Source organism: Micromonospora sp. NBRC 110038 (assembly GCF_020884815.1).
Taxonomy (GTDB): Bacteria; Actinomycetota; Actinomycetes; order Mycobacteriales; family Micromonosporaceae; genus Micromonospora; species Micromonospora haikouensis.
Genome location: NZ_BBOL01000004.1, coordinates 469,576 through 487,457 on the forward strand (window position 1 = coordinate 469,576; position 17,882 = coordinate 487,457).

Here is a 17,882-nt window from a genome sequence, read left to right on the forward strand (position 1 = left end):
CGCCGGCGGCGGCCGGCCCGGCAACGCGCACGTCCCTCCGCAGCGCCCGTCCCGGGCGCCGGACCGTGCTGCGGAGGGAGGTTCGGTGTCGCGTCGGCCGGCGGGGGGCCCACCCCCGGATGAGACCCACGGCCCGCACGCCGCGCCGACCGGGGACCGCGTCCTCACCCTGCCCAATCTGATCAGCTTCGTCCGGCTGCTCGGCGTGCCGCTCTTCCTCTATCTGCTGCTGGTCGCCCACGCCGACGTCGCCGCGGTGGTGGTCCTGGCGCTCGGGGGCACCACGGACTGGGTCGACGGCTGGATCGCCCGCCGCCTGCGGCAGGTCAGCCGGCTGGGCGAGCTGCTGGACCCGCTGGCCGACCGGCTCTACATCCTGGCGACCCTGCTGGCGTTCACCGCCCGCGAGGTGGTGCCCTGGCAGTTCACCGTGGCGCTGCTGGCCCGGGAGTTGCTGCTGCTGGGCTCGCTGGGGGTGCTGCGCCGGCACGGGTACGGCCCGCCGCCGGTGCACTACGTCGGCAAGACCGCCACGTTCCTGCTGCTGGCCGCCTTCCCGATCCTGTTGCTGGCGCACGCCACGTCGGCGGTTACGGCGACGGTGGCCGGGGCGGTCGGCTGGGGGCTGGCCTGGTGGGGTCTGGTGCTGTACTGGGCGGCCGGCGCGCTCTACGTGCTGCAGGCGGCGCGGCTGGTGCGGGCGGTGCGGTCCCCGGCGGCGGGGGCGGCGGCGTGAGCGCCCCGCAGCGGCGGCCCGACGCCCCGCAGGGCGACGGCCCGGCGGCCCGGGTGTACGCGCCGGACTTCCTGACCGAGCTGTTCCGCAACCCGCTGGACCCGGGGTACGCCGACGCGGCGGCCCGGCGCCGGGACGCGCCGCCGTCGGGGTGGCGCGGCCGGTCGGCGCGGTCGGTCAGCCTGGTGGTGCTCGTGGCGTTGGGGTTCCTGTTCGCCGTGGCGTACCGGCAGACGATGGCGGAGGAGCCGGGGCGCAGCAAGGCGCGGGCGGACCTGGTGGCGCAGATCAAGGAGCGCGAGGCGGAGACCGACGAGATGGCGGCCCGGGCCGACCGGCTGCGGGAGGAGGTCGGCCGGCAGCGGGACGCGGCGCTCAGCGGCTCGCAGGCGTCGCGGTTGCGGCGGCTGGAGGCGGGCACCGGCCTGGGGCGGGTGCGCGGCGACGGCGTGGTGGTGCGGTTGGCGGACGCGCCGCCGAAGGACGACGGGGCGGTGACCGGCTCCGAGGGCGGGCCGCCGCGGGTGCTGTACACGGATCTGCAGAAGGTGGCCAACGACCTGTGGGCGGCGGGCGCGGAGGCGGTGGCGATCAACGGCCAACGGTTGACGGCGACGTCGACGATCCGGTCGGCGGGCGCGGCGATCCTGGTGGACTTCCGGCCGGTGACGGGGCCGTACGAGGTGTCGGCGATCGGGCCGGGCTCGCTGCGGGACCGGTTCGACGACAGCCGGGCCGCGTTCCTGATGCGGGAGCTGGTGAACTCGGTGGGGCTGTCGTTCCAGGTCCGGGAGGTGGAGGACCTCACCCTGCCGGCGGCGCCGGAGCCACGGCTACGCTACGCCGAGCCTTCGGTCAGTCCGAGCCCGTCCGTGTCGGGTTCGGGCGTCGAGGGTTCGTCCGGTCCTGAGCCGTCCGGCTCTGGTTCGTCTCCCAGTCCTTCCGGAGGTGGCCGATGATCGCGGTGCTGGCGTTGCTCGCCGGGGTGGTGCTCGGGGTGTACCTCGATCCCACGGTTCCCGCGGCGTTGCAGCCGTATCTGCCGATCGCGGTGGTGGCGGCGTTGGACGCCGTGTTCGGCGGGGTGCGGGCGAAGCTGGACCGGATCTTCGACGACAAGCAGTTCGTGGTGTCGTTCATCTCGAACGTGCTGGTGGCGGGTCTGATCGTGTATCTGGGTGACCAGTTGGGCGTGGGTGGGCAGTTGTCCACCGGCGTGGTGGTGGTGCTCGGGGTGCGGATCTTCGGCAACGTGGCGGCGATCCGTCGCCACCTGTTCCGGGCGTAGGCTCGAGGCGATGAGCGAGGAGCAGTCCGAGACGGGCACGGGGTGGCCGCAGCCGGCGGTTCCGGGCCGGCCCACCGGGCCGGACCCGCGGCCGGGGGCACCGGATTCCGACGAGATGTCGCCGCTTTCGCCGCAGGGTGAGCCGCCGGGCCGCCAGTCGCCGCCGGACGAGCCGGACGCCGGCGACGCGGTGACGGTGGACCTGTCGTCGGTGACCGCGCCGGCGGGCGCGGAGCAGACCCCGCCGACGGGGCCGGCCGCGGTGGCGCGGCGCTTCACGTCGGCCGGGGCGATGATCGCGTTGTTGCTGGGCCTGTTGGGGTTCACCCTGGTGGTGCAGTTGCGCACGACGTCGACGGATCCGACGTCGGCGGCGACCCGCCAGGAGGACCTGGTGCGGATCTTCTCGGATCTGGATTCGCGGGAGAAGCGGCTGCGCCAGGACATCGAGGCGTTGGAGGAGAGCCAGCGGCAGTTGCGCTCGGGTGAGCAGGGGCGGCAGGCGGCGCTGCAGGAGGCGACGCGGCGGGCCGACGAGCTGGGCATCCTGGCGGGGACGCTGCCGGCGCGGGGGCCGGGGTTGAGCGTGCGCTTCGAGGCCGGGTCGAAGCCGATCTCGGCGTACCGGGTGCTGGATGCGGTGCAGGAGCTGCGGGGTGCGGGCGCGGAGGCGATGCAGATCTCGGGCGGCGACGGCGCGGCGGTGCGGATCATCGCCTCGACGTACTTCCTGGACGGCTCGGGCGGGGATCTGGTGGTCGACGGACGCCGGTTGTCGGGGCCGTTCACGATCACGGTGATCGGTGATCCGACGACGATGGCGACGGCGTTGAAGATTCCGGGCGGGGTGGCCGCGTCGGTCGCCGGTGACGGCGGTAACGTGATCGTCGAGGATCGTGAGGTGGCCGACGTGTCGGCGCTGCACGCGCCCGTGAAGTTGGAGCACGCCCGTCCGGTCTCCTGACCGGTGCGGCCCGCGCCGGTCCGCCGGCGCACCACTGGTCGGCACGACGATGAAGGACGCGTCTGGTGATTCCCGAGGATCTGCGGTATACCGCTGAGCACGAGTGGGTGGCGGGTGACGGTTCGGGCGCGGTCCGGGTCGGCATCACGCACTTCGCACAGGACGCGCTGGGTGACATCGTCTTCGTCCAGTTGCCCGAGGAGGGCGCGGAGGTGGCCGCGGGCGACTCGTTGGGTGAGATCGAGTCGACCAAGAGCGTGTCCGAGATCTACGCCCCGGTGAGCGGGGTCGTGGCGGCGCGGAACGAGGCGTTGGTGGACACTCCGGAGGTGATCAACTCTGATCCGTACGGTGCGGGTTGGCTGGTGGAGATCACGCCGGGTGATCCGGCGGCGGTGGACGGGCTGCTGACCGCCGGGGCTTACCGCGAGCTCACCGAGAGCTGAGTGCCCGTTGGGCGTGTGGTGTTCGTGCCGCGCGTCCGGTTGCCCTGCATTTCGGCGCTGGCTAGGCTCGCCCAGTCGACCGAGAACCCATAAGTTGAGCGTTGCGGAATTGCCTTTCCGGGCACGGGGAGCCAGCCGCCGGGTGTGCTGCCCGGCGGCCAGACCCGAATCACCCGACGCCGACGCGAAACAGATCCGTGAGGTGGTCCCATGACGCGGCCAGACGACGAGTTCCCCCCGCTCGACGTCACTTCGACGCTCAATCTCGGTTCGCTCGACGAAGTGCTGGAGGGGCCGGACACCGATGTGGTGCCGAGCCGGATGTCCGGTTCGTTGCCGCCGGGTATGGCGCTGCTGGTGGTTCGTCGGGGCCCGAACGCGGGCGCCCGGTTCCTGCTGGATCACGACGTGACGACGAGTGGCCGGCATCCGGACAGTGACATCTTCCTGGACGATGTGACCGTGTCGCGTCGGCACGCGGAGTTCCACCGGGACGGCGGGACGTTCACGGTGCGGGACGTGGGCAGTCTGAACGGCACCTACGTCAACCGGGAGCGGGTCGAGGCGGCCACGTTGAGCAACGGTGACGAGGTGCAGATCGGCAAGTTCCGAGTGGTGTTCATCGCCGGTCCGCGCCCGGAGGAGGAGGCCGGCCGGGGGTGAACGAGCCTGCGGCTTCGACGCCGCCCGGTGCGGCCCGCGCGCAACCGCTGATGAGCATCGGCGAGGTGCTGGGGCAGTTGCGGGTGGAGTTTCCCGACGTCACGATTTCGAAGTTGCGGTTCCTGGAGGCCGAGGGCCTCGTCGAGCCGCAGCGCACCGCTGCGGGCTACCGGAAGTACAGCTGGGACGACGTGGCGCGGTTGCGGTTCGTGCTGACCGCGCAGCGTGACCAGTACCTGCCGTTGCGGGTGATCCGTGAGCAGTTGGCGCAGTGGGACGCGGAGGACGGGCCAGCGCCGTCGCGGCCGACGCTGGTGGCGGTGGGCCCGGGCGGTGAGGTGCCCGGTCGTTCCGCGCCGGCGGATCAGCCGGTGGATTCGGCCCAGGTGCGGTTGGGCCGGTCCGACCTGGTCGCGCGCAGCGGGATCGACGAGTCGACGTTGGGCGAGTTGGAGCGGCTCGGGGTGTTGGTGTCCGATCCGCCGGGTTGGTACGACGGGGACGCGTTGATCATCGCGCGGGCGGTGGCGGGTCTGGCGGCGTACGGGCTGGAGCCTCGGCACCTGCGGGGTTACCGGACGGCGGCGGACCGGGAGGTGGGTTTGTTCGCGCAGTTGGTGGCGCCGTTGGTGCGGCAGAGCGACCCGGCGGCGCGGGCGCGGGCGGCGGAGACGGCGCGGGAGTTGGTGGCGTTGTCCCAGCAGTTGCACGCGGCGTTGGTGCGCGTGGGGCTGCGCTCGACGTTGGGTCGGTGACCCTAGGGTGGTGCGCGCGGCCCGGGCGTTGGCCCGGGCCGCGCGGCGTTTGGCGGGCGCGGTGGGCGGGGTCGGCTTCCGGGGGCGTGTCGTAGGCTTGCCGGGGTAACCCTTCTCTGGCGTGGGGCGTGCGGGTAGCGCATGGGATGTGCGTGTCGCGGTCCGTGTACCGTGCAGGGAAGGTCGCGGTACGGGCGTAGGTGACAACGACACGGAGGCGGCGGTGCGCGAGCTGAGCGTGGTCGGGGTTCGGGTGGAGCTGCCCAGCAACCAGCCGATCGTCCTGCTGCGGGAGGTCGAGGGGGATCGCTACCTGCCGATCTGGATCGGTGCGGTGGAGGCGACGGCGATCGCGTACGAGCAGCAGGGGGTCAAGCCGGCCCGGCCGTTGACGCACGATCTGTTGCGGGACGTGCTGGCGGCGCTGCAGGCGCCGCTGCGGGCGGTGGAGATCACCGAGCTGAAGGAGAACGTCTTCTACGCCGACCTGTTGATCGGTGACGACGGGGTGCGGGTGTCGGCGCGGCCGAGTGATTCGATCGCGTTGGCGTTGCGGGTCGGTGCGCCGATTCGTTGTGCCGAGCAGGTCCTCTCCGAGGCGGGGATCGTGATCCCGGACGAGCAGGAGGACGAGGTGGAGAAGTTCCGCGAGTTCCTGGAGCAGGTGCGTCCGGAGGACTTCGCGGGCTGACCGCGTTTCCCGACCCACCGGATGGTGGTCACTGTGGGTGACCTGCCGGCGTGTCGGTGATCTTTGCCGTGGCTGCGCGGCGTGTCGCGACCGTTCCTGCGCGGTAACTCTTCAAGGGCGCTATAGGGTTGCCGTGTCGAGGGGTGCACGTCCCGGATGCGACGTGTCACCGCACTGGCGGGGAGGTTGGTCCGGATGCACGAGCCGCGAGATCCCGAGCCTGGCACGCAAGCGCAGGAGACGGGTGTGGTGCCGGCGGGGCCGGCGACTGAGGGTGACGGTGCGGTGGGCTACCGGGGTGTGACCGCATGCCACGCGGTGGGCATCACCTACCGGCAGCTGGACTACTGGGCGCGCACGACGCTGGTGGTGCCGAGCGTGCGGGACGCCTCGGGGTCGGGGACGTCCCGGTTGTACTCGTTCCGCGACCTGGTGGTGTTGAAGGTCGTGAAGCGCCTGCTGGACGCCGGGGTGTCGTTGCAGAACATCCGTAAGGCGATCGAGGCGCTGCGCTCGCGCGGGGTGGCCGACCTGGCGGGGATCACGCTGATCTCGGACGGCACGACGGTGTACGAGTGCCGCTCGCCGGAGGAGGTGGTCGACCTGTTGCAGGGCGGCCAGGGCGTGTTCGGCATCGCCATCGGCGGCGCGTTCAAGGAGATCGAGGGGTCGTTGTCGCACCTGCCGGCGGAGCCGGCCGAGCCGGCGCCGGGGGCGGCGGGCGACGACGCCGTGCAGGACGAGCTGGCGGCCCGCCGGGCGCGCCGCCGCGCGGGCTGACCCCGGGCCGACGGCGGCCGGCGGCGCTGGTCGGGCGGTCGGGAACTGTCCCGGGTGGTCCGCTTTGATGTAGGACGATCGTGTGTGTGCGTTCACGGGACGTGTCGGGCCGGTTGACAGCTTTTGCGTTGCCAGGAATCCTATGGGGCGGCATTCGCGGCTCGCTGCGTTCGCGTCACCGTCGGTGAGTGCGGTGGCGAGCCGCCGGCCGGTGGACGGGACGACCCACGGTGTGGCGACGGCGCCGCCCGACGATCGGATTTGAACCGAAGTGCAGACTGACAGTCAGGCTGGCGTGACCCTGGTGGACGTCGGCGGGCGTGCCGTGGGTGGGTCCGGCTGCCCGGTGGCACACGCGCCGTTGCCGCCGCCCGCGCCGGCAGGTGACGTGCTGGCGGAAGCAACCGAGTTCCTGCATCTGTTCCACGCGGAGCGGCGGCTGCCGGGGGTGGCCGCGCGGATCGCGCAGGTGCGGGAGGAAATCGCCGTGACGGGCACGTACCGGCACACCCGGGAGGAGCTGGCGCACGGCGCGAAGGTGGCGTGGCGGCAGTCGGTGCGGTGTGTGGGCCGGGTGCGGTGGGCCGGTCTGCGGGTGCGTGACCGCCGGGACGTGACGACGGTGGCGGGGATCGCGGAGGAGCTGGCGCGGCACCTGGCGGCGGCGGACAACGGTGGCCGGATCCAGTCGGTGATGACGGTGTTCGCACCGGACCGGCCAGGGGTGGGGCCGCGGGCGCGGATCTGGAACGACCAGTTGATCCGCTACTGCGGTCACCGGGGCGCCGACGGGTCGGTGCTGGGCGATCCCGCCCAGGTGCCCATGACGGAGGCGGCGCTGGCCCTGGGGTGGCGGCCTCCGCCGGCGCCGGGCCGGTTCGACCTGTTGCCGTGGGTGATCGAGACGGCGTACGAGGATCCGACGCTGGTGCGGGTGCCCCGGGAACTGGTGCGGGAGGTTGCGCTGACGCATCCGGCGTATCCGTGGTTCGCGGGGTTGCGGCTGCGGTGGCACGCGTTGCCGGTGATCAGCAACATGCGGTTGCGCGTCGGCGGGGTCGACTACAGCTGCGCGCCGTTCAACGGCCACTACCTCAGCGACGAGATCGGCACCCGCAACATGGGCGACCGGGACCGGTACGACCAGCTGCTGACGGTGGCCCGGGGGCTGGGACTGGACACGTCGCGGGAGGACACGCTGTGGCGGGAACACGCCGCGTTGGTGATCAACCAGGCGGTGTTGCACTCGTTCCGCCTGGCGGGGGTGCGGGTGTCTGATCCGCACACCGAATCGGAGTTGTTCATGCGGTTCTGCGCGCAGGAGGAGCGGGCGGGACGGCCGGTGCACGGCGACTGGTCGTGGCTCAACGGCAGCGTCGGATGGGCGGCTCTACACGCGGTGCACCACCGCTACTACGACCCGGGGGTGCCGAACCCGAACCTGTGGCCGGCACCGCGGGCGTACGGATCGGCCGGCGTGCCGGAGGCGACCCTGCGGGGGCGTCACGACGCGGCCCGCCGGCGGGAGGACTGAGGATGGACGTCGCGGCGTTGCGGCAGAGTTGGGCGCAGTTGCGGGTGGCGGGTCCGGAGGCGGCGAAGTACTTCTACGCGACGCTGTTCACGATCGCACCGGAGGTGCGGTCGATGTTCCCGACGAACATGCGTTACCAGGAGGACAAGCTGCTGGCGGCGTTGGGGCACATCGTGAGCCACGTCGACGACGAGCGGGAGCTGGCGGGCTTCACGCGGCGGCTGGGCGCCGATCACCGTCGGTTCCGGGGCGAGGACCGGCAGGGCCGGGTGGTGCCGCTGGGCCAGGGGCACTACCGCTGGGTGGGCCAGGCGTTGCTGGCGACGTTGGAACGGTTCCTCGGGCCGCGGTGGACGCCGGGGCTGCGGGCGGACTGGGCGACGGCGTACGAGGTGGTGTCGGGCCTGATGCTGGCCGGCGCGGCGGACGCGGAACGGTCGTCGCCGCCGCTGTGGGAGGCGCAGGTCCTCGCGGTGCAGCGACGCCGCGCGGACCTGTGCGTGTTCACGGTGCGCCCCAACTATCTGTGCGAGTACCTCCCGGGGCAGTCGCTGCCGGTGCAGGTGCCGCAGTTGCGGCTCTGGCGATACCTGTCACCGGCCAACGCGCCGCGCCCCGACGGCACGATCGAGTTCCACGTGCGCGCGGTGGGTCGCTTCTCGACGCATCTGGTGCGCCGCCTGCGGGTGGGGGATCTGGTGCTGCTCGGCTCGCCGACGGGCACCGCGCTGGCGGCGTACGACCGTTCGCCGCAACTGCCGTTGCTGCTGGTGGCCGGGGGGACGGGGCTGGCGCCGTTGCGGGCGGTGGTGGAGGCGTTGCGGGCAGGCCCGGGGCGGCCCACGACGTTGGTGGTGGGCGGCCGGGCCCCGGAGGACCTCTACGACGACGCGACCGTGCGAAAGTTGGCGGACGCGACGGGTTGGCTGCGGTACGTGCCGACGGTGCAGACCGGCTGGGGATGGTCGGGGGCCGTGGGCACGGCAGGCGACACGGCGGTGCGGCTGGGGCCGTGGGAGGAGGCCGACGTGCTGGTGTGCGGCAGCCCGGAGATGACGCGCGAGACGATCGGGGCGCTGCTCGGGTCGGGGGTGGCCCCGCACCGGATCCTGGCCGAGGCCTACGACCACTGCCAGTATCCGCCGCTGGCCGGTTCAGCCGCCGCGGTGGCGGTGCGGGACTTCAGCGCGACGGGGGTGCGATGAGCATCGACGCGGGTGACCATGGCGGTACGGCCAGGGTGGTGGGCACGTTGACGGCCCGCCGGTTCCGTGGGGGTGACTGGCTGCCGGTCGACCAGGTCGCCGACGTGGCCCGGTCGGCCGACGAGCGGATCGGGTTGCTGCACGGTGAGCTGGAGCGGCTGCGGCGGGAGAACGAGACGCTGGTGCGGCAGGTGGAGATGCTGCGGCACGGGGCTCTGCCGAGCGCGGCCCCGCAGGGCCCGGACTCGATGGTGATCGAGTTGGCGGTGCGGGCGCAGGAGGAGGCGAACCGGACGATCGAGGACGCCGGCGCGGAAGGCGCGGAGATCATCGCGGACGCGCGGCGGCAGGCCGAGGAGATCGTCGCCGAGGCGCACCGGCGGGCCGGCGCGCTGCTCGGTACGCGCCCGGACGCGGCGGATGCCCGCGCCGAGGAGCTGCGGCTGCTGGGGCGGGTGCGCGAGTTGGAGAGCCGGCAGGCGGCTCTGGCGGCGGCGGCGCAGCAGCAACTGGGCCGGTGGCAGGCCTACCTGGCGGGGCAGGCGGAGCAGGTGCGGGCGCAGGCGGAGCAGACCGCCGAAGCCGACCGGCAGTTGCGTCAGGTCCTCGGCGGGTAGCCCGCCGGGGCCGCGGGCGAGCAGCGTCACGCGGCCGGCGGTCGCCGACGCGACGCACGCCGAGGCAGCATGGACGACGTGACGCAGACGATCGACGCGGTGGCGGGCCTGCTCACCGGCGGTGGTGTCGTGGTGCTCAGTGGCGCCGGCCTGTCGACGGACTCGGGCATCCCCGACTACCGGGGGCCCAGCGGCGTGGCCCGCCGGCACACCCCGATGACGTTCCAGGCGTTCACGCAGGACCCGGCGGCGCGGCGCCGCTACTGGGCGCGCAGTCACCTGGGGTGGCGCACGATCGCCCGGGCGGCGCCCAACGACGGGCACGCCGCGGTGGCCCGGTTGCAGCACGCCGGCCTCGTCGACGCGGTGATCACGCAGAACGTCGACGGTCTGCACACGGCCGCCGGGTCGACGCCGGTGGTGGAGCTGCACGGGAGTCTCGACGCGGTGGTGTGCCTCGACTGCGGCGACCGCACCGCCCGCGAGGAGCTGGACCGGCGGCTGCGGGAGGCGAACCCGGGGTTCTCGGCGGCGGTGGCGGCGGTCAACCCGGACGGTGACGTGGACCTGCCCGACGCGCAGGTGGCCCGGTTCCGGCCGGTGGACTGTGAGTGGTGTCGCACCGGCATGCTGAAACCGGACGTGGTGTTCTTCGGGGAGACGGTGCCGCCGGCGCGGGTCGCCGCGTGTTTCGACCTGGTGCAGCGGGCCCGGGCGGTGCTGGTGCTCGGCTCGTCGTTGACGGTGATGTCGGGGCGCCGGTTCGTGATCCGGGCGGCGAAACGGGGCATTCCGGTGGCGATCGTCAACCAGGGGCCCACCCGGGGCGACGGGTACGCCACCGTGCGTGTGGACGCCCCGCTGGGCGTGGTGCTGCCGGAACTCGCCGACCGCCTCACCCCCCGCGCGCCCCTGGCCGCGTCGGGCGCCGACGCCGGGGTTACGCGCGGGTGATCCCCGCCGGGGACGACATCCGCCGGAAACGGTGGCGCTGGTAGCGTGGTCGGTGCCGGTACCCCGCGTGGGAGAGACCGCCCGAGTTGTTCGGGGCGGCGCCGAAGGGGCAGCTTCCTCCCCGGAACCTCTCAGGCAGAAGGACCACGTGGGCAGGCACTGTGGAGCGCCCTGCCCGGGGTGCGACTCAGGGGGAGGCCGACCTGTCGACCTCACCCCCGGGGAGCGCCGCCCATGACCGCAGAGCAGTTCGCCGCCCGCCACATCGGCCCCGACGGCGACGACGAGCGCCGCATGCTCGACGTCGTCGGCTACGACTCGATCGACGAGCTGATGGATGCGGCCATCCCCGAGGTGATCCGCTGGCACGGCACCCTGGACCTGCCGGAGCCGGCCAGCGAACACGACGCCCTCGCGCAGCTGCGCGAGATCGCCGGCCGCAACACCGTCGCCGTGTCCATGATCGGCTTGGGCTACCACGGCACGCACACCCCGGCGGTGATCCGCCGCAACGTGCTGGAGAACCCGGCCTGGTACACGGCGTACACGCCGTACCAGCCGGAGATCAGCCAGGGCCGGCTGGAGGCGCTGCTGAACTTCCAGACGATGGTGACGGACCTGACGGGGCTGGCCACGGCGAACGCGTCGATGCTCGACGAGGCCACGGCCGCGGCGGAGGCGATGACCCTGGCCCGGCGGGCGTCGAAGTCCCGCAGCAGTGTGTACGTGGTCGACGCCGACGCGTTGCCGCAGACCGTCGCCGTGATCACCAGCCGGGCGCAGCCGTTGGGCATCGAGGTGCGGGTGGTGGACCTGGACGCCGACGAGCTGCCGGGGGAGTTCTTCGGCCTGCACCTGCAGTACCCGGGGGCGTCGGGGGCCGTACGCGACCACACGCCGCTGGTCGAGGCGGCCCACGCGGCCGGGGCGCTGGTGACGGTGGCGGCGGACCTGCTGGCGTTGACGCTGCTGCGCGCGCCGGGGGAGATCGGCGCGGACATCGCCGCCGGCACCACCCAACGGTTCGGGGTGCCGATGGGCTTCGGTGGCCCGCACGCCGGCTACCTGGCGGTGCGCGCCGGCCTGGAGCGGATGCTGCCCGGCCGGCTCGTCGGGGTGTCCCGCGACGCCGCCGGCAACCCGGCGTACCGGCTGGCGTTGCAGACCCGCGAGCAGCACATCCGGCGGGAGAGGGCGACCAGCAACATCTGCACCGCGCAGGTGCTCCTGGCGGTGATGGCCGGCATGTACGCCGTCTACCACGGCCCCGACGGGCTGCGGGCGATCGCGCGGCGTACCCACGCCATGGCGGCGCGGCTCGCGGCCGGGTTGCGCGCGGGCGGGGTGGGCGTCGCGGACGTCGCGTTCTTCGACACGGTCGTGGCGACCGTGCCGGGCCGCGCCGCGCAGGTGGTCGCCGACGCGCAGCGGCGGGGGGTGAACCTGCGGCTGGTCGACGCCGACCGGGTGGGGGTCTCGTGCGACGAGACGACCACCGCGGCGCACCTGGCGGCGGTGTGGGCGGCGTTCGGGGTGCCCGCGTTCGACGGCGCCGTCGACGCGGCGTGGCCGGCGGGGTTGGCGCGCACGTCGGCGTTCCTGACCCACCCGGTGTTCGGCGCGCACCGTTCCGAGACGGCGATGCTGCGCTACCTGCGGCGGCTGGCGGACTTCGACTACGCCCTGGACCGGGGCATGATCCCGCTGGGCTCGTGCACGATGAAGCTGAACGCGACCACGGAGATGGAGCCGGTGAGCTGGGCGGAGTTCGCCCACGTGCACCCGTTCGCGCCGCCGTCGCAGACGGCCGGCTACCGCGAGCTGATCGCCCAGTTGGAGGGGTGGCTGGCGGAGGTGACCGGCTACGACGCGGTCAGCGTGCAGCCCAACGCCGGGTCGCAGGGGGAGCTGGCGGGGCTGCTGGCGATCCGCGCCTACCACGCCGACCGGGGGCAGGGGCACCGCGACGTGTGCCTGATCCCGTCGTCGGCGCACGGCACGAACGCCGCGTCGGCGGTGATGGCGGGGATGCGGGTGGTCGTGGTGGGCTGCGACGACGACGGCAACGTCGACCTGGTCGACCTCGACGCGAAGATCGACAAGCACCGGGACGCGCTCGCGGCGATCATGGTGACGTACCCGTCGACGCACGGGGTGTACGAGACGGGCATCGCGCAGTTGTGCGCGAAGGTCCACGACGCCGGCGGCCAGGTGTATGTCGACGGGGCGAACCTCAACGCCCTCGTCGGGTTCGCCAAGCCGGGCCGGTTCGGCGCGGACGTGTCGCACCTCAACCTGCACAAGACGTTCTGCATTCCGCACGGCGGCGGCGGGCCGGGGGTGGGTCCGGTGGCGGTGCGGCAGCACCTGGCCCCGTTCCTTCCCGGCGACCCGTGCGGCGACGGCGGCGACGGCCGGCCGGTGATCTCGGCCGCCCGGTACGGGTCGGCGGGGATCCTGCCGATCCCGTGGGCGTACCTGCGGATGATGGGCGCGGCGGGCCTGACCCGGGCCACGGGGGTGGCGGTGCTCGCCGCGAACTACGTGGCGGCGCGGCTGCGGGAGCACTTCCCGGTGCTGTACGCGGGCAACAAGGGCCTGGTGGCGCACGAGTGCATCCTGGACCTGCGGCCGGTGACGAAGGCCGCGGGGATCAGCGTCGACGACGTGGCCAAGCGGCTCATCGACTACGGGTTCCACGCGCCGACGATGTCGTTCCCGGTGGCGGGGACGCTGATGGTGGAGCCGACCGAGAGCGAGGACCTGGCCGAGCTGGACCGGTTCTGCGACGCCATGATCGCCATCCGCGCGGAGATCGACGCGGTGGCGTCGGGGCGGTGGCCGGCCGGCGACAACCCCCTGGCCAACGCGCCGCACACGGCGGCGATGGTGTCGGCCGACGAGTGGCCGCACCCGTATCCGCGGTCGGTGGGTGGCTACCCAGTGGGCGTGGACCGGGCCGGGAAGTACTGGCCGCCGGTGCGGCGCGTCGACGGCGCGTACGGCGACCGGAACCTGGTCTGCTCGTGTCCCGCGCCGGAGGCGTTCGAGGACTGAGCGCCGCGGGCGCGCGGGGGATGTGGCGCGGTTCGAATGCCTGCGCGCGACGCCGGGGCGGTGCACGTGGCCGCCCCGGCCGGTGCGTCGACCTGGGGAGGGCGGCCCCGGCAGCGGGGACTAGCCTGAGGTCGACGTGTGCGTCAGGTTGACGCTGGGTGAACGGTCAGGCCACGAGGGCGTGTCGGGCGGGGCCGCGGTGGGGGGCGATGGTGCTGCCGTCGGGAAGGAGCTCGCCGGTGTCCTCGAAGACGATGACACCGTTGCAGAGCAGGCTCCAGCCCTGCTCAGGGAAGCAGGCGATGATCCGGGCGGCTTCCCGGTCGGTCGCTTCGGCGGAGGGGCAGGTGGGTTGGTGCTGGCACATCGGGTTCTCCGGACTGTGGGGGCACTGTGTCATGGTTCACATGACCAGTGACGCACAGTACCAAGCGACAGTGAGCCGCATCGAGCAGGTTCACGCCATGTTGCCGGGAAATCCACTGAACGGACGAGGCGGAATGGGCCGGACGGCGTGGAAGCGCTCCCACTGAGGCGGGTTGACGCCCCCGCCGCCCCCGCGCACTGCCGCGACCGCCTCGCCGAACGCGACCGCCTCGAATGGCGCCTCACCGACGGCGGTGACCCCGCCGCCCTCGCCCAGGACTTCCTCACCGCCCACGGCCTCGGCGCCGACGACCTCACCCGCCCCGCCACCCACCACCGCCCCGACGGCCCCTGCGGCGCCGCCCTCTACCTCTCCGCCGCCGCAGCCGCCACCATGACCGCCGCCGCACCCGGCGCACCCACCCCCGCCCCCGCCCTGCCCGACCTCGCTGTCGTCGTCTACGACCACACCGCCACCGGCCCCACCGGACCACCACCACCCGAGAGCACCTGGTGGGTCGGCGACTGGACCCCCAGCTGGACCCCCCACCAACACGCCGCCGCCGTCACCGCCGTCCGCGCCGCCATCGGCCGCGGCGACGTCTACCAGACCAACCTCGTCGGCCACGCCGCCGCCCCCTACACCGGCAACCCCCACCCCGCCCTCGCCCGACTCGCCCGCCTACCCGGAGCCCGCTACGGCGGCACCCTGCACGGCCCCGGCTGGGCCATCGGCTGCGCCTCCCCGGAAACCCTCATCGCCGTCGAAGCCGGCCGCCTCGTCACCCGCCCCATCAAAGGCACCCGCCCCGCCACCCCCGCCGGCCGCACCGAACTGCTCACCTCCGCCAAGGAACGCGCCGAACACATCATGATCGTCGACCTGGAACGCAACGACCTCGCCCGCGTCGCCGCCACCGGCACCGTCACCGTCGACGAACTGTTCGCCGTACGCCGCTGGTGCGACCTGTGGCAGGCCGAATCCACCGTCTCCGCCGCCCCCGCCGACGGCCTCGGCCTCGCCGACCTGCTCCACGCCATCTGCCCCGGCGGCTCCGTCACCGGCGCACCCAAACTCGCCGCCTGCGACGTCATCGCCGCCTGCGAACCCGTCGGCCGCGGCGCCGCCATGGGCGCCCTCGGCTGGATCGCCCCCGGCCACCTCGACCTCGGCCTCACCATCCGCACCGCCGCCGCCGACGCCCACCACCTGCACACCTGGGCCGGCGGCGGCATCACCTGGGACAGCGACCCCGACGCCGAAGTCGCCGAAGCCGCCGCCAAGGCCCACCCCGTCCGCGCCGCCCTCACCAACCGATAACCTGATCACATGACGATGCGGCCCATCCGGATCATCGGCGACCCGGTGCTACGCGCCGCCTGCGAGCCGGTCACCACCTTCGACGCCGACCTCCGCGCCCTGGTCACCGACCTCATGGACACCCTCCTCGGCGCCCCCGGCCGCGCCGGCGTCGCCGCCAACCAGATCGGCGTACCCGCCCAGGTCTTCGTCTACGACGCCGACGGCCACCGCGGCCACATGATCAACCCCACCCTGGAACTGTCCGACGAAACCCAGGACGACGACGAGGGCTGCCTGTCCATCCCCGGCCTCTACTTCCCGACCCCCCGCGCCCTGCACGCCACCGCACACGGCTTCGACCAGCACGGCGAACCACTCACCATCTCCGGCAGCGGATTCCTCGCCCGCGCCCTGCAACACGAGACCGACCACCTCCACGGCCGCCTCTACGTCGACACCCTGCGCGGCGACACCCGACGCAAGGCCCTGCGCGAAATCCGCGCCGGCCGCTTCGACGCACCCCGCCGCTGACGGCCACCGCCCGGTCGACACACCGGCGCCACCCGCGGGCGGCGACCGGGCGGGGCGTCATCGCGGTGTTGTCGCTGGCCGACCGCAGCGCCCTCAGCCCAACCGGGCCGTCAACGTGTACTCCCCGTACTCCGCCACCGCCGTGAACCCCAACCCCCGGTACAGGCGCAACGCCGCCACGTTGTCACCCCGCACGTTCAACGTCACATGCTCCACCTCACCGACCAACCGCCCACACAACGCCGCCACCACCGCCGCACCCAACCCCCGCCTCCGAAACCCCGGATGCGTCGTCACGTTCCCCAACGCCGCCACCTGCCACGTCGGCGAATACACGTGCACCCCCGCCACCGCGACCAGCGCACCACCCCGACGCACCCCCACGTACCGGCCCGTGTCGAGCATCCGCGCGTCGAACCAGTTCCCCGGATACGCCGCCGCGTACAGACCCCGCAACTCCGGCAGGTCCGCCACCGTCAACGGCCGCCCCTCGGCCACCACCCCCGCCAACCGGGCCCGATCCGTCAACGCCATCTTCACGTGCCCCACCCCACCACCGACGTCGAACCCGCCACCCAACGCCGCCACCAGGCCCGGCGACAGATGCGCGTGCAGCCGCGCCGGCAACACCGGCGTCAGATCCGTCAGCAACCCCGCCAACTCCGCCCGCCCACCCGGCCCGGCCAACGCCAACAGCGTCGGCGGCACCGCACCGTGATACAGCAACGCCACCTGCCCACCACGACGAAACCACGACGTGTACGGCCAGAAGAAGTCGTCGAGATCACCCAACTCGTACGCGTGCAACGCCGGATCCCGACCCAGCAGCCGACCCAACAACCCCCGGTCGCGCTCGGCACGCACCAACCCGTTCAGCGGCACCCCTCGGCCGGCAGATTCTCGTGCGCCCACCGCGCCAACGCGTCCAACGCCGGCAACACCGCCGCACCCCGCTCCGTCAGCCCGTAACTGACCCCCACCGGCGGACCCTCCCGCACCGTGCGACTGACCAGCCCCACCCGCACCAACTCACCCAACCGGTCCGACAACACCGACTCGCTGATCCCCGGCAACGCCCGCGCCAACTCCGCGAACCCCGCCGGCCCCAGCCCCAGCGTCCCCAGCAACACCCCGTTCCACCGCTTGCCCAGAAACGCGAACGCCCGCGTCAGACCCCGGTCACACACACGGGGAGCCTCGTCGGCGGGGGAGCGCAGCGTCATGACCCCAGGATACGTGGCACCCACCACGACCACAGCAGCTTCGAAAAAGCTAGCTGCTACCGTAGGCGCAGCAACAACCCCACACCCCTGCTGGAGGACACCATGACCGACACCACCACACCCCTGATCACCCTCCACCCCGACGCCCAAGCCCAACTCTTCACCGACGCCCGCACCGCCAACACCTTCACCGACGAACCCGTCACCGACGAACACCTGCACGCCATCTTCGACCTCGCCAAGTACCCACCCACCGCCGCCAACACCCAACCCCTACGCGTCCTCTACATCCGCCCCGGCGACGCCCGCAACCGCCTCCTCACCCACATGGCCGAAGGCAACCGCACCAAGACCGCCACCGCCCCCGTCGTCGCCGTCCTCGCCGCCGACACCGACTTCCACGACCACATCCCCCGCATCTTCCCCATCCGCCCCGAACTCCGCGACGGCCTCGCCGCCGACCCCGCCGCCCGCGACACCATGGCCCGCTTCAACGCCACCCTCCAGATCGCCTACTGGCTCCTCGCCGTCCGCGCCGCCGGCCTCGCCGCCGGACCCATGGCCGGCTTCGACGCCGCCGGCGTCGACCGCGAATTCTTCGCCGACAGCAGCTGGCGCTCCCTGCTCGTCGTCAACATCGGCAAGCCCGGCCCCGACGCCTGGTTCCCCCGCCTGCCCCGCCTCGACTACGACGACGTCGTCCGCCACGCCTGACCCACCCCGGGTCGGCGCGCACCCCGCGCGCCGACCCGGCCCCACCCCTCACAGA

General features: G+C 73.2%; 20 protein-coding genes and 1 riboswitch. Of the genes, 17 read left to right on the forward strand and 3 right to left on the reverse strand.

Annotation, left to right across the window (positions count from 1 at the left end; translation table 11 throughout):
- The first annotated feature begins 85 nt into the window (after positions 1 to 85).
- The 14 genes from LPU61_RS17645 to gcvP all read left to right on the forward strand — a co-directional run bounded on the left by LPU61_RS17645 (position 86) and on the right by gcvP (position 13,690).
- Complete coding sequence (locus LPU61_RS17645; protein WP_043969114.1) at positions 86 to 736, forward strand: CDP-alcohol phosphatidyltransferase family protein; 651 nt, start codon at positions 86 to 88, stop codon at positions 734 to 736.
- On the forward strand, positions 733 to 1,695 hold the full coding sequence (locus LPU61_RS17650) for a DUF881 domain-containing protein (protein WP_043969115.1): 963 nt from the start codon (positions 733 to 735) through the stop codon (positions 1,693 to 1,695). Before LPU61_RS17645 ends, LPU61_RS17650 begins: the two co-directional genes overlap by 4 nt.
- Positions 1,692 to 2,024, forward strand: a complete 333-nt coding sequence (locus tag LPU61_RS17655; protein WP_007071104.1) for a small basic family protein — start codon at positions 1,692 to 1,694, stop codon at positions 2,022 to 2,024. Before LPU61_RS17650 ends, LPU61_RS17655 begins: the two co-directional genes overlap by 4 nt.
- Before the next feature lie 10 nt (positions 2,025 to 2,034).
- The gene (locus tag LPU61_RS17660) at positions 2,035 to 2,988 is read left to right on the forward strand and encodes a DUF881 domain-containing protein (protein ID WP_043969116.1); all 954 of its coding nucleotides are present in this window, start codon (positions 2,035 to 2,037) and stop codon (positions 2,986 to 2,988) included.
- A 65-nt stretch (positions 2,989 to 3,053) separates the two neighbouring features.
- Positions 3,054 to 3,434 carry a glycine cleavage system protein GcvH gene (gene gcvH, locus LPU61_RS17665; RefSeq protein WP_043969117.1) on the forward strand — a complete coding sequence of 127 codons (381 nt, stop codon included), beginning with the start codon at positions 3,054 to 3,056 and terminating at the stop codon, positions 3,432 to 3,434.
- Positions 3,435 to 3,644: 210 nt separating this feature from the next.
- Positions 3,645 to 4,097, forward strand: coding sequence for an FHA domain-containing protein (locus tag LPU61_RS17670; RefSeq protein ID WP_007071101.1), 453 nt, complete (start codon positions 3,645 to 3,647; stop codon positions 4,095 to 4,097).
- Between the two features lie 50 nt (positions 4,098 to 4,147).
- Positions 4,148 to 4,852, forward strand: coding sequence for a MerR family transcriptional regulator (locus tag LPU61_RS17675; protein WP_176734447.1), 705 nt, complete (start codon positions 4,148 to 4,150; stop codon positions 4,850 to 4,852).
- A 223-nt stretch (positions 4,853 to 5,075) separates the two neighbouring features.
- Positions 5,076 to 5,543, forward strand: a complete 468-nt coding sequence (locus tag LPU61_RS17680; RefSeq protein ID WP_043969119.1) for a bifunctional nuclease family protein — start codon at positions 5,076 to 5,078, stop codon at positions 5,541 to 5,543.
- Positions 5,544 to 5,738: 195 nt separating this feature from the next.
- Positions 5,739 to 6,323: a MerR family transcriptional regulator gene (locus tag LPU61_RS17685; protein WP_043969120.1), complete on the forward strand. Its 585-nt coding sequence runs from the start codon at positions 5,739 to 5,741 to the stop codon at positions 6,321 to 6,323.
- A gap of 346 nt (positions 6,324 to 6,669) precedes the next feature.
- Positions 6,670 to 7,857 carry a nitric oxide synthase oxygenase gene (locus LPU61_RS17690; RefSeq protein WP_043969643.1) on the forward strand — a complete coding sequence of 396 codons (1,188 nt, stop codon included), beginning with the start codon at positions 6,670 to 6,672 and terminating at the stop codon, positions 7,855 to 7,857.
- Positions 7,858 to 7,859: 2 nt separating this feature from the next.
- On the forward strand, positions 7,860 to 9,062 hold the full coding sequence (locus tag LPU61_RS17695; protein ID WP_229405518.1) for a globin domain-containing protein: 1,203 nt from the start codon (positions 7,860 to 7,862) through the stop codon (positions 9,060 to 9,062).
- Positions 9,059 to 9,679 (forward strand): DivIVA domain-containing protein, encoded by a 621-nt coding sequence (locus tag LPU61_RS17700; RefSeq protein ID WP_043969122.1) that lies wholly within the window; start codon positions 9,059 to 9,061, stop codon positions 9,677 to 9,679. Before LPU61_RS17695 ends, LPU61_RS17700 begins: the two co-directional genes overlap by 4 nt.
- Before the next feature lie 69 nt (positions 9,680 to 9,748).
- A complete protein-coding gene (locus tag LPU61_RS17705; RefSeq protein WP_229405519.1) occupies positions 9,749 to 10,633 on the forward strand; it encodes an NAD-dependent protein deacetylase in 885 nt (294 codons plus the stop codon).
- A 58-nt stretch (positions 10,634 to 10,691) separates the two neighbouring features.
- Positions 10,692 to 10,790, forward strand: a riboswitch (glycine riboswitch).
- A gap of 77 nt (positions 10,791 to 10,867) precedes the next feature.
- Positions 10,868 to 13,690: an aminomethyl-transferring glycine dehydrogenase gene (gcvP, locus tag LPU61_RS17710; RefSeq protein WP_229405520.1), complete on the forward strand. Its 2,823-nt coding sequence runs from the start codon at positions 10,868 to 10,870 to the stop codon at positions 13,688 to 13,690.
- 166 nt (positions 13,691 to 13,856) lie between these two features.
- On the opposite strand, the gene LPU61_RS17715 is transcribed toward gcvP, so the two are convergent.
- Positions 13,857 to 14,057 (reverse strand): DUF5999 family protein, encoded by a 201-nt coding sequence (locus tag LPU61_RS17715; RefSeq protein WP_043969126.1) that lies wholly within the window; start codon positions 14,055 to 14,057, stop codon positions 13,857 to 13,859.
- A 147-nt stretch (positions 14,058 to 14,204) separates the two neighbouring features.
- Here LPU61_RS17715 and LPU61_RS17720 point away from each other — a divergent pair, with 147 nt between their 5' ends.
- Together LPU61_RS17720 and def are read left to right on the forward strand one after the other, a co-directional pair.
- Complete coding sequence (locus LPU61_RS17720; protein ID WP_229405521.1) at positions 14,205 to 15,377, forward strand: chorismate-binding protein; 1,173 nt, start codon at positions 14,205 to 14,207, stop codon at positions 15,375 to 15,377.
- A 9-nt stretch (positions 15,378 to 15,386) separates the two neighbouring features.
- Entirely contained in the window at positions 15,387 to 15,890 is a 504-nt protein-coding gene (gene def, locus LPU61_RS17725) for a peptide deformylase (RefSeq protein WP_043969128.1), read from the forward strand.
- Between the two features lie 93 nt (positions 15,891 to 15,983).
- Here def and LPU61_RS17730 read toward each other — a convergent pair whose 3' ends face one another.
- Both LPU61_RS17730 and LPU61_RS17735 read right to left on the reverse strand, forming a co-directional pair.
- Positions 15,984 to 16,754, reverse strand: coding sequence for a GNAT family N-acetyltransferase (locus tag LPU61_RS17730; RefSeq protein WP_229405522.1), 771 nt, complete (start codon positions 16,752 to 16,754; stop codon positions 15,984 to 15,986).
- A gap of 8 nt (positions 16,755 to 16,762) precedes the next feature.
- The gene (locus tag LPU61_RS17735; protein ID WP_229405523.1) at positions 16,763 to 17,113 is read right to left on the reverse strand and encodes a helix-turn-helix domain-containing protein; all 351 of its coding nucleotides are present in this window, start codon (positions 17,111 to 17,113) and stop codon (positions 16,763 to 16,765) included.
- Between the two features lie 102 nt (positions 17,114 to 17,215).
- On the opposite strand from LPU61_RS17735, the gene LPU61_RS17740 reads away from it, so the two are divergent.
- Positions 17,216 to 17,827 carry a malonic semialdehyde reductase gene (locus LPU61_RS17740; RefSeq protein ID WP_043969129.1) on the forward strand — a complete coding sequence of 204 codons (612 nt, stop codon included), beginning with the start codon at positions 17,216 to 17,218 and terminating at the stop codon, positions 17,825 to 17,827.
- Positions 17,828 to 17,882: the final 55 nt, after the last annotated feature.

Excerpts from the sequence above, each read along its gene's own strand:
- LPU61_RS17655 (WP_007071104.1), top strand. The coding sequence starts at position 1,692 with ATGATCGCGGTGCTGGCGTTGCTCGCCGGGGTGGTGCTCGGGGTGTAC.
- LPU61_RS17660 (WP_043969116.1), top strand. The coding sequence starts at position 2,035 with ATGAGCGAGGAGCAGTCCGAGACGGGCACGGGGTGGCCGCAGCCGGCG.
- LPU61_RS17670 (WP_007071101.1), top strand. The coding sequence starts at position 3,645 with ATGACGCGGCCAGACGACGAGTTCCCCCCGCTCGACGTCACTTCGACG.
- LPU61_RS17675 (WP_176734447.1), top strand. The coding sequence starts at position 4,148 with ATGAGCATCGGCGAGGTGCTGGGGCAGTTGCGGGTGGAGTTTCCCGAC.
- LPU61_RS17685 (WP_043969120.1), top strand. The coding sequence starts at position 5,739 with ATGCACGAGCCGCGAGATCCCGAGCCTGGCACGCAAGCGCAGGAGACG.
- LPU61_RS17695 (WP_229405518.1), top strand. The coding sequence starts at position 7,860 with ATGGACGTCGCGGCGTTGCGGCAGAGTTGGGCGCAGTTGCGGGTGGCG.
- LPU61_RS17700 (WP_043969122.1), top strand. The coding sequence starts at position 9,059 with ATGAGCATCGACGCGGGTGACCATGGCGGTACGGCCAGGGTGGTGGGC.
- LPU61_RS17705 (WP_229405519.1), top strand. The coding sequence starts at position 9,749 with ATGGACGACGTGACGCAGACGATCGACGCGGTGGCGGGCCTGCTCACC.
- gcvP (WP_229405520.1), top strand. The coding sequence starts at position 10,868 with ATGACCGCAGAGCAGTTCGCCGCCCGCCACATCGGCCCCGACGGCGAC.
- LPU61_RS17715 (WP_043969126.1), bottom strand. The coding sequence starts at position 14,057 with ATGTGCCAGCACCAACCCACCTGCCCCTCCGCCGAAGCGACCGACCGG.
- def (WP_043969128.1), top strand. The coding sequence starts at position 15,387 with ATGACGATGCGGCCCATCCGGATCATCGGCGACCCGGTGCTACGCGCC.
- LPU61_RS17735 (WP_229405523.1), bottom strand. The coding sequence starts at position 17,113 with ATGACGCTGCGCTCCCCCGCCGACGAGGCTCCCCGTGTGTGTGACCGG.
- LPU61_RS17740 (WP_043969129.1), top strand. The coding sequence starts at position 17,216 with ATGACCGACACCACCACACCCCTGATCACCCTCCACCCCGACGCCCAA.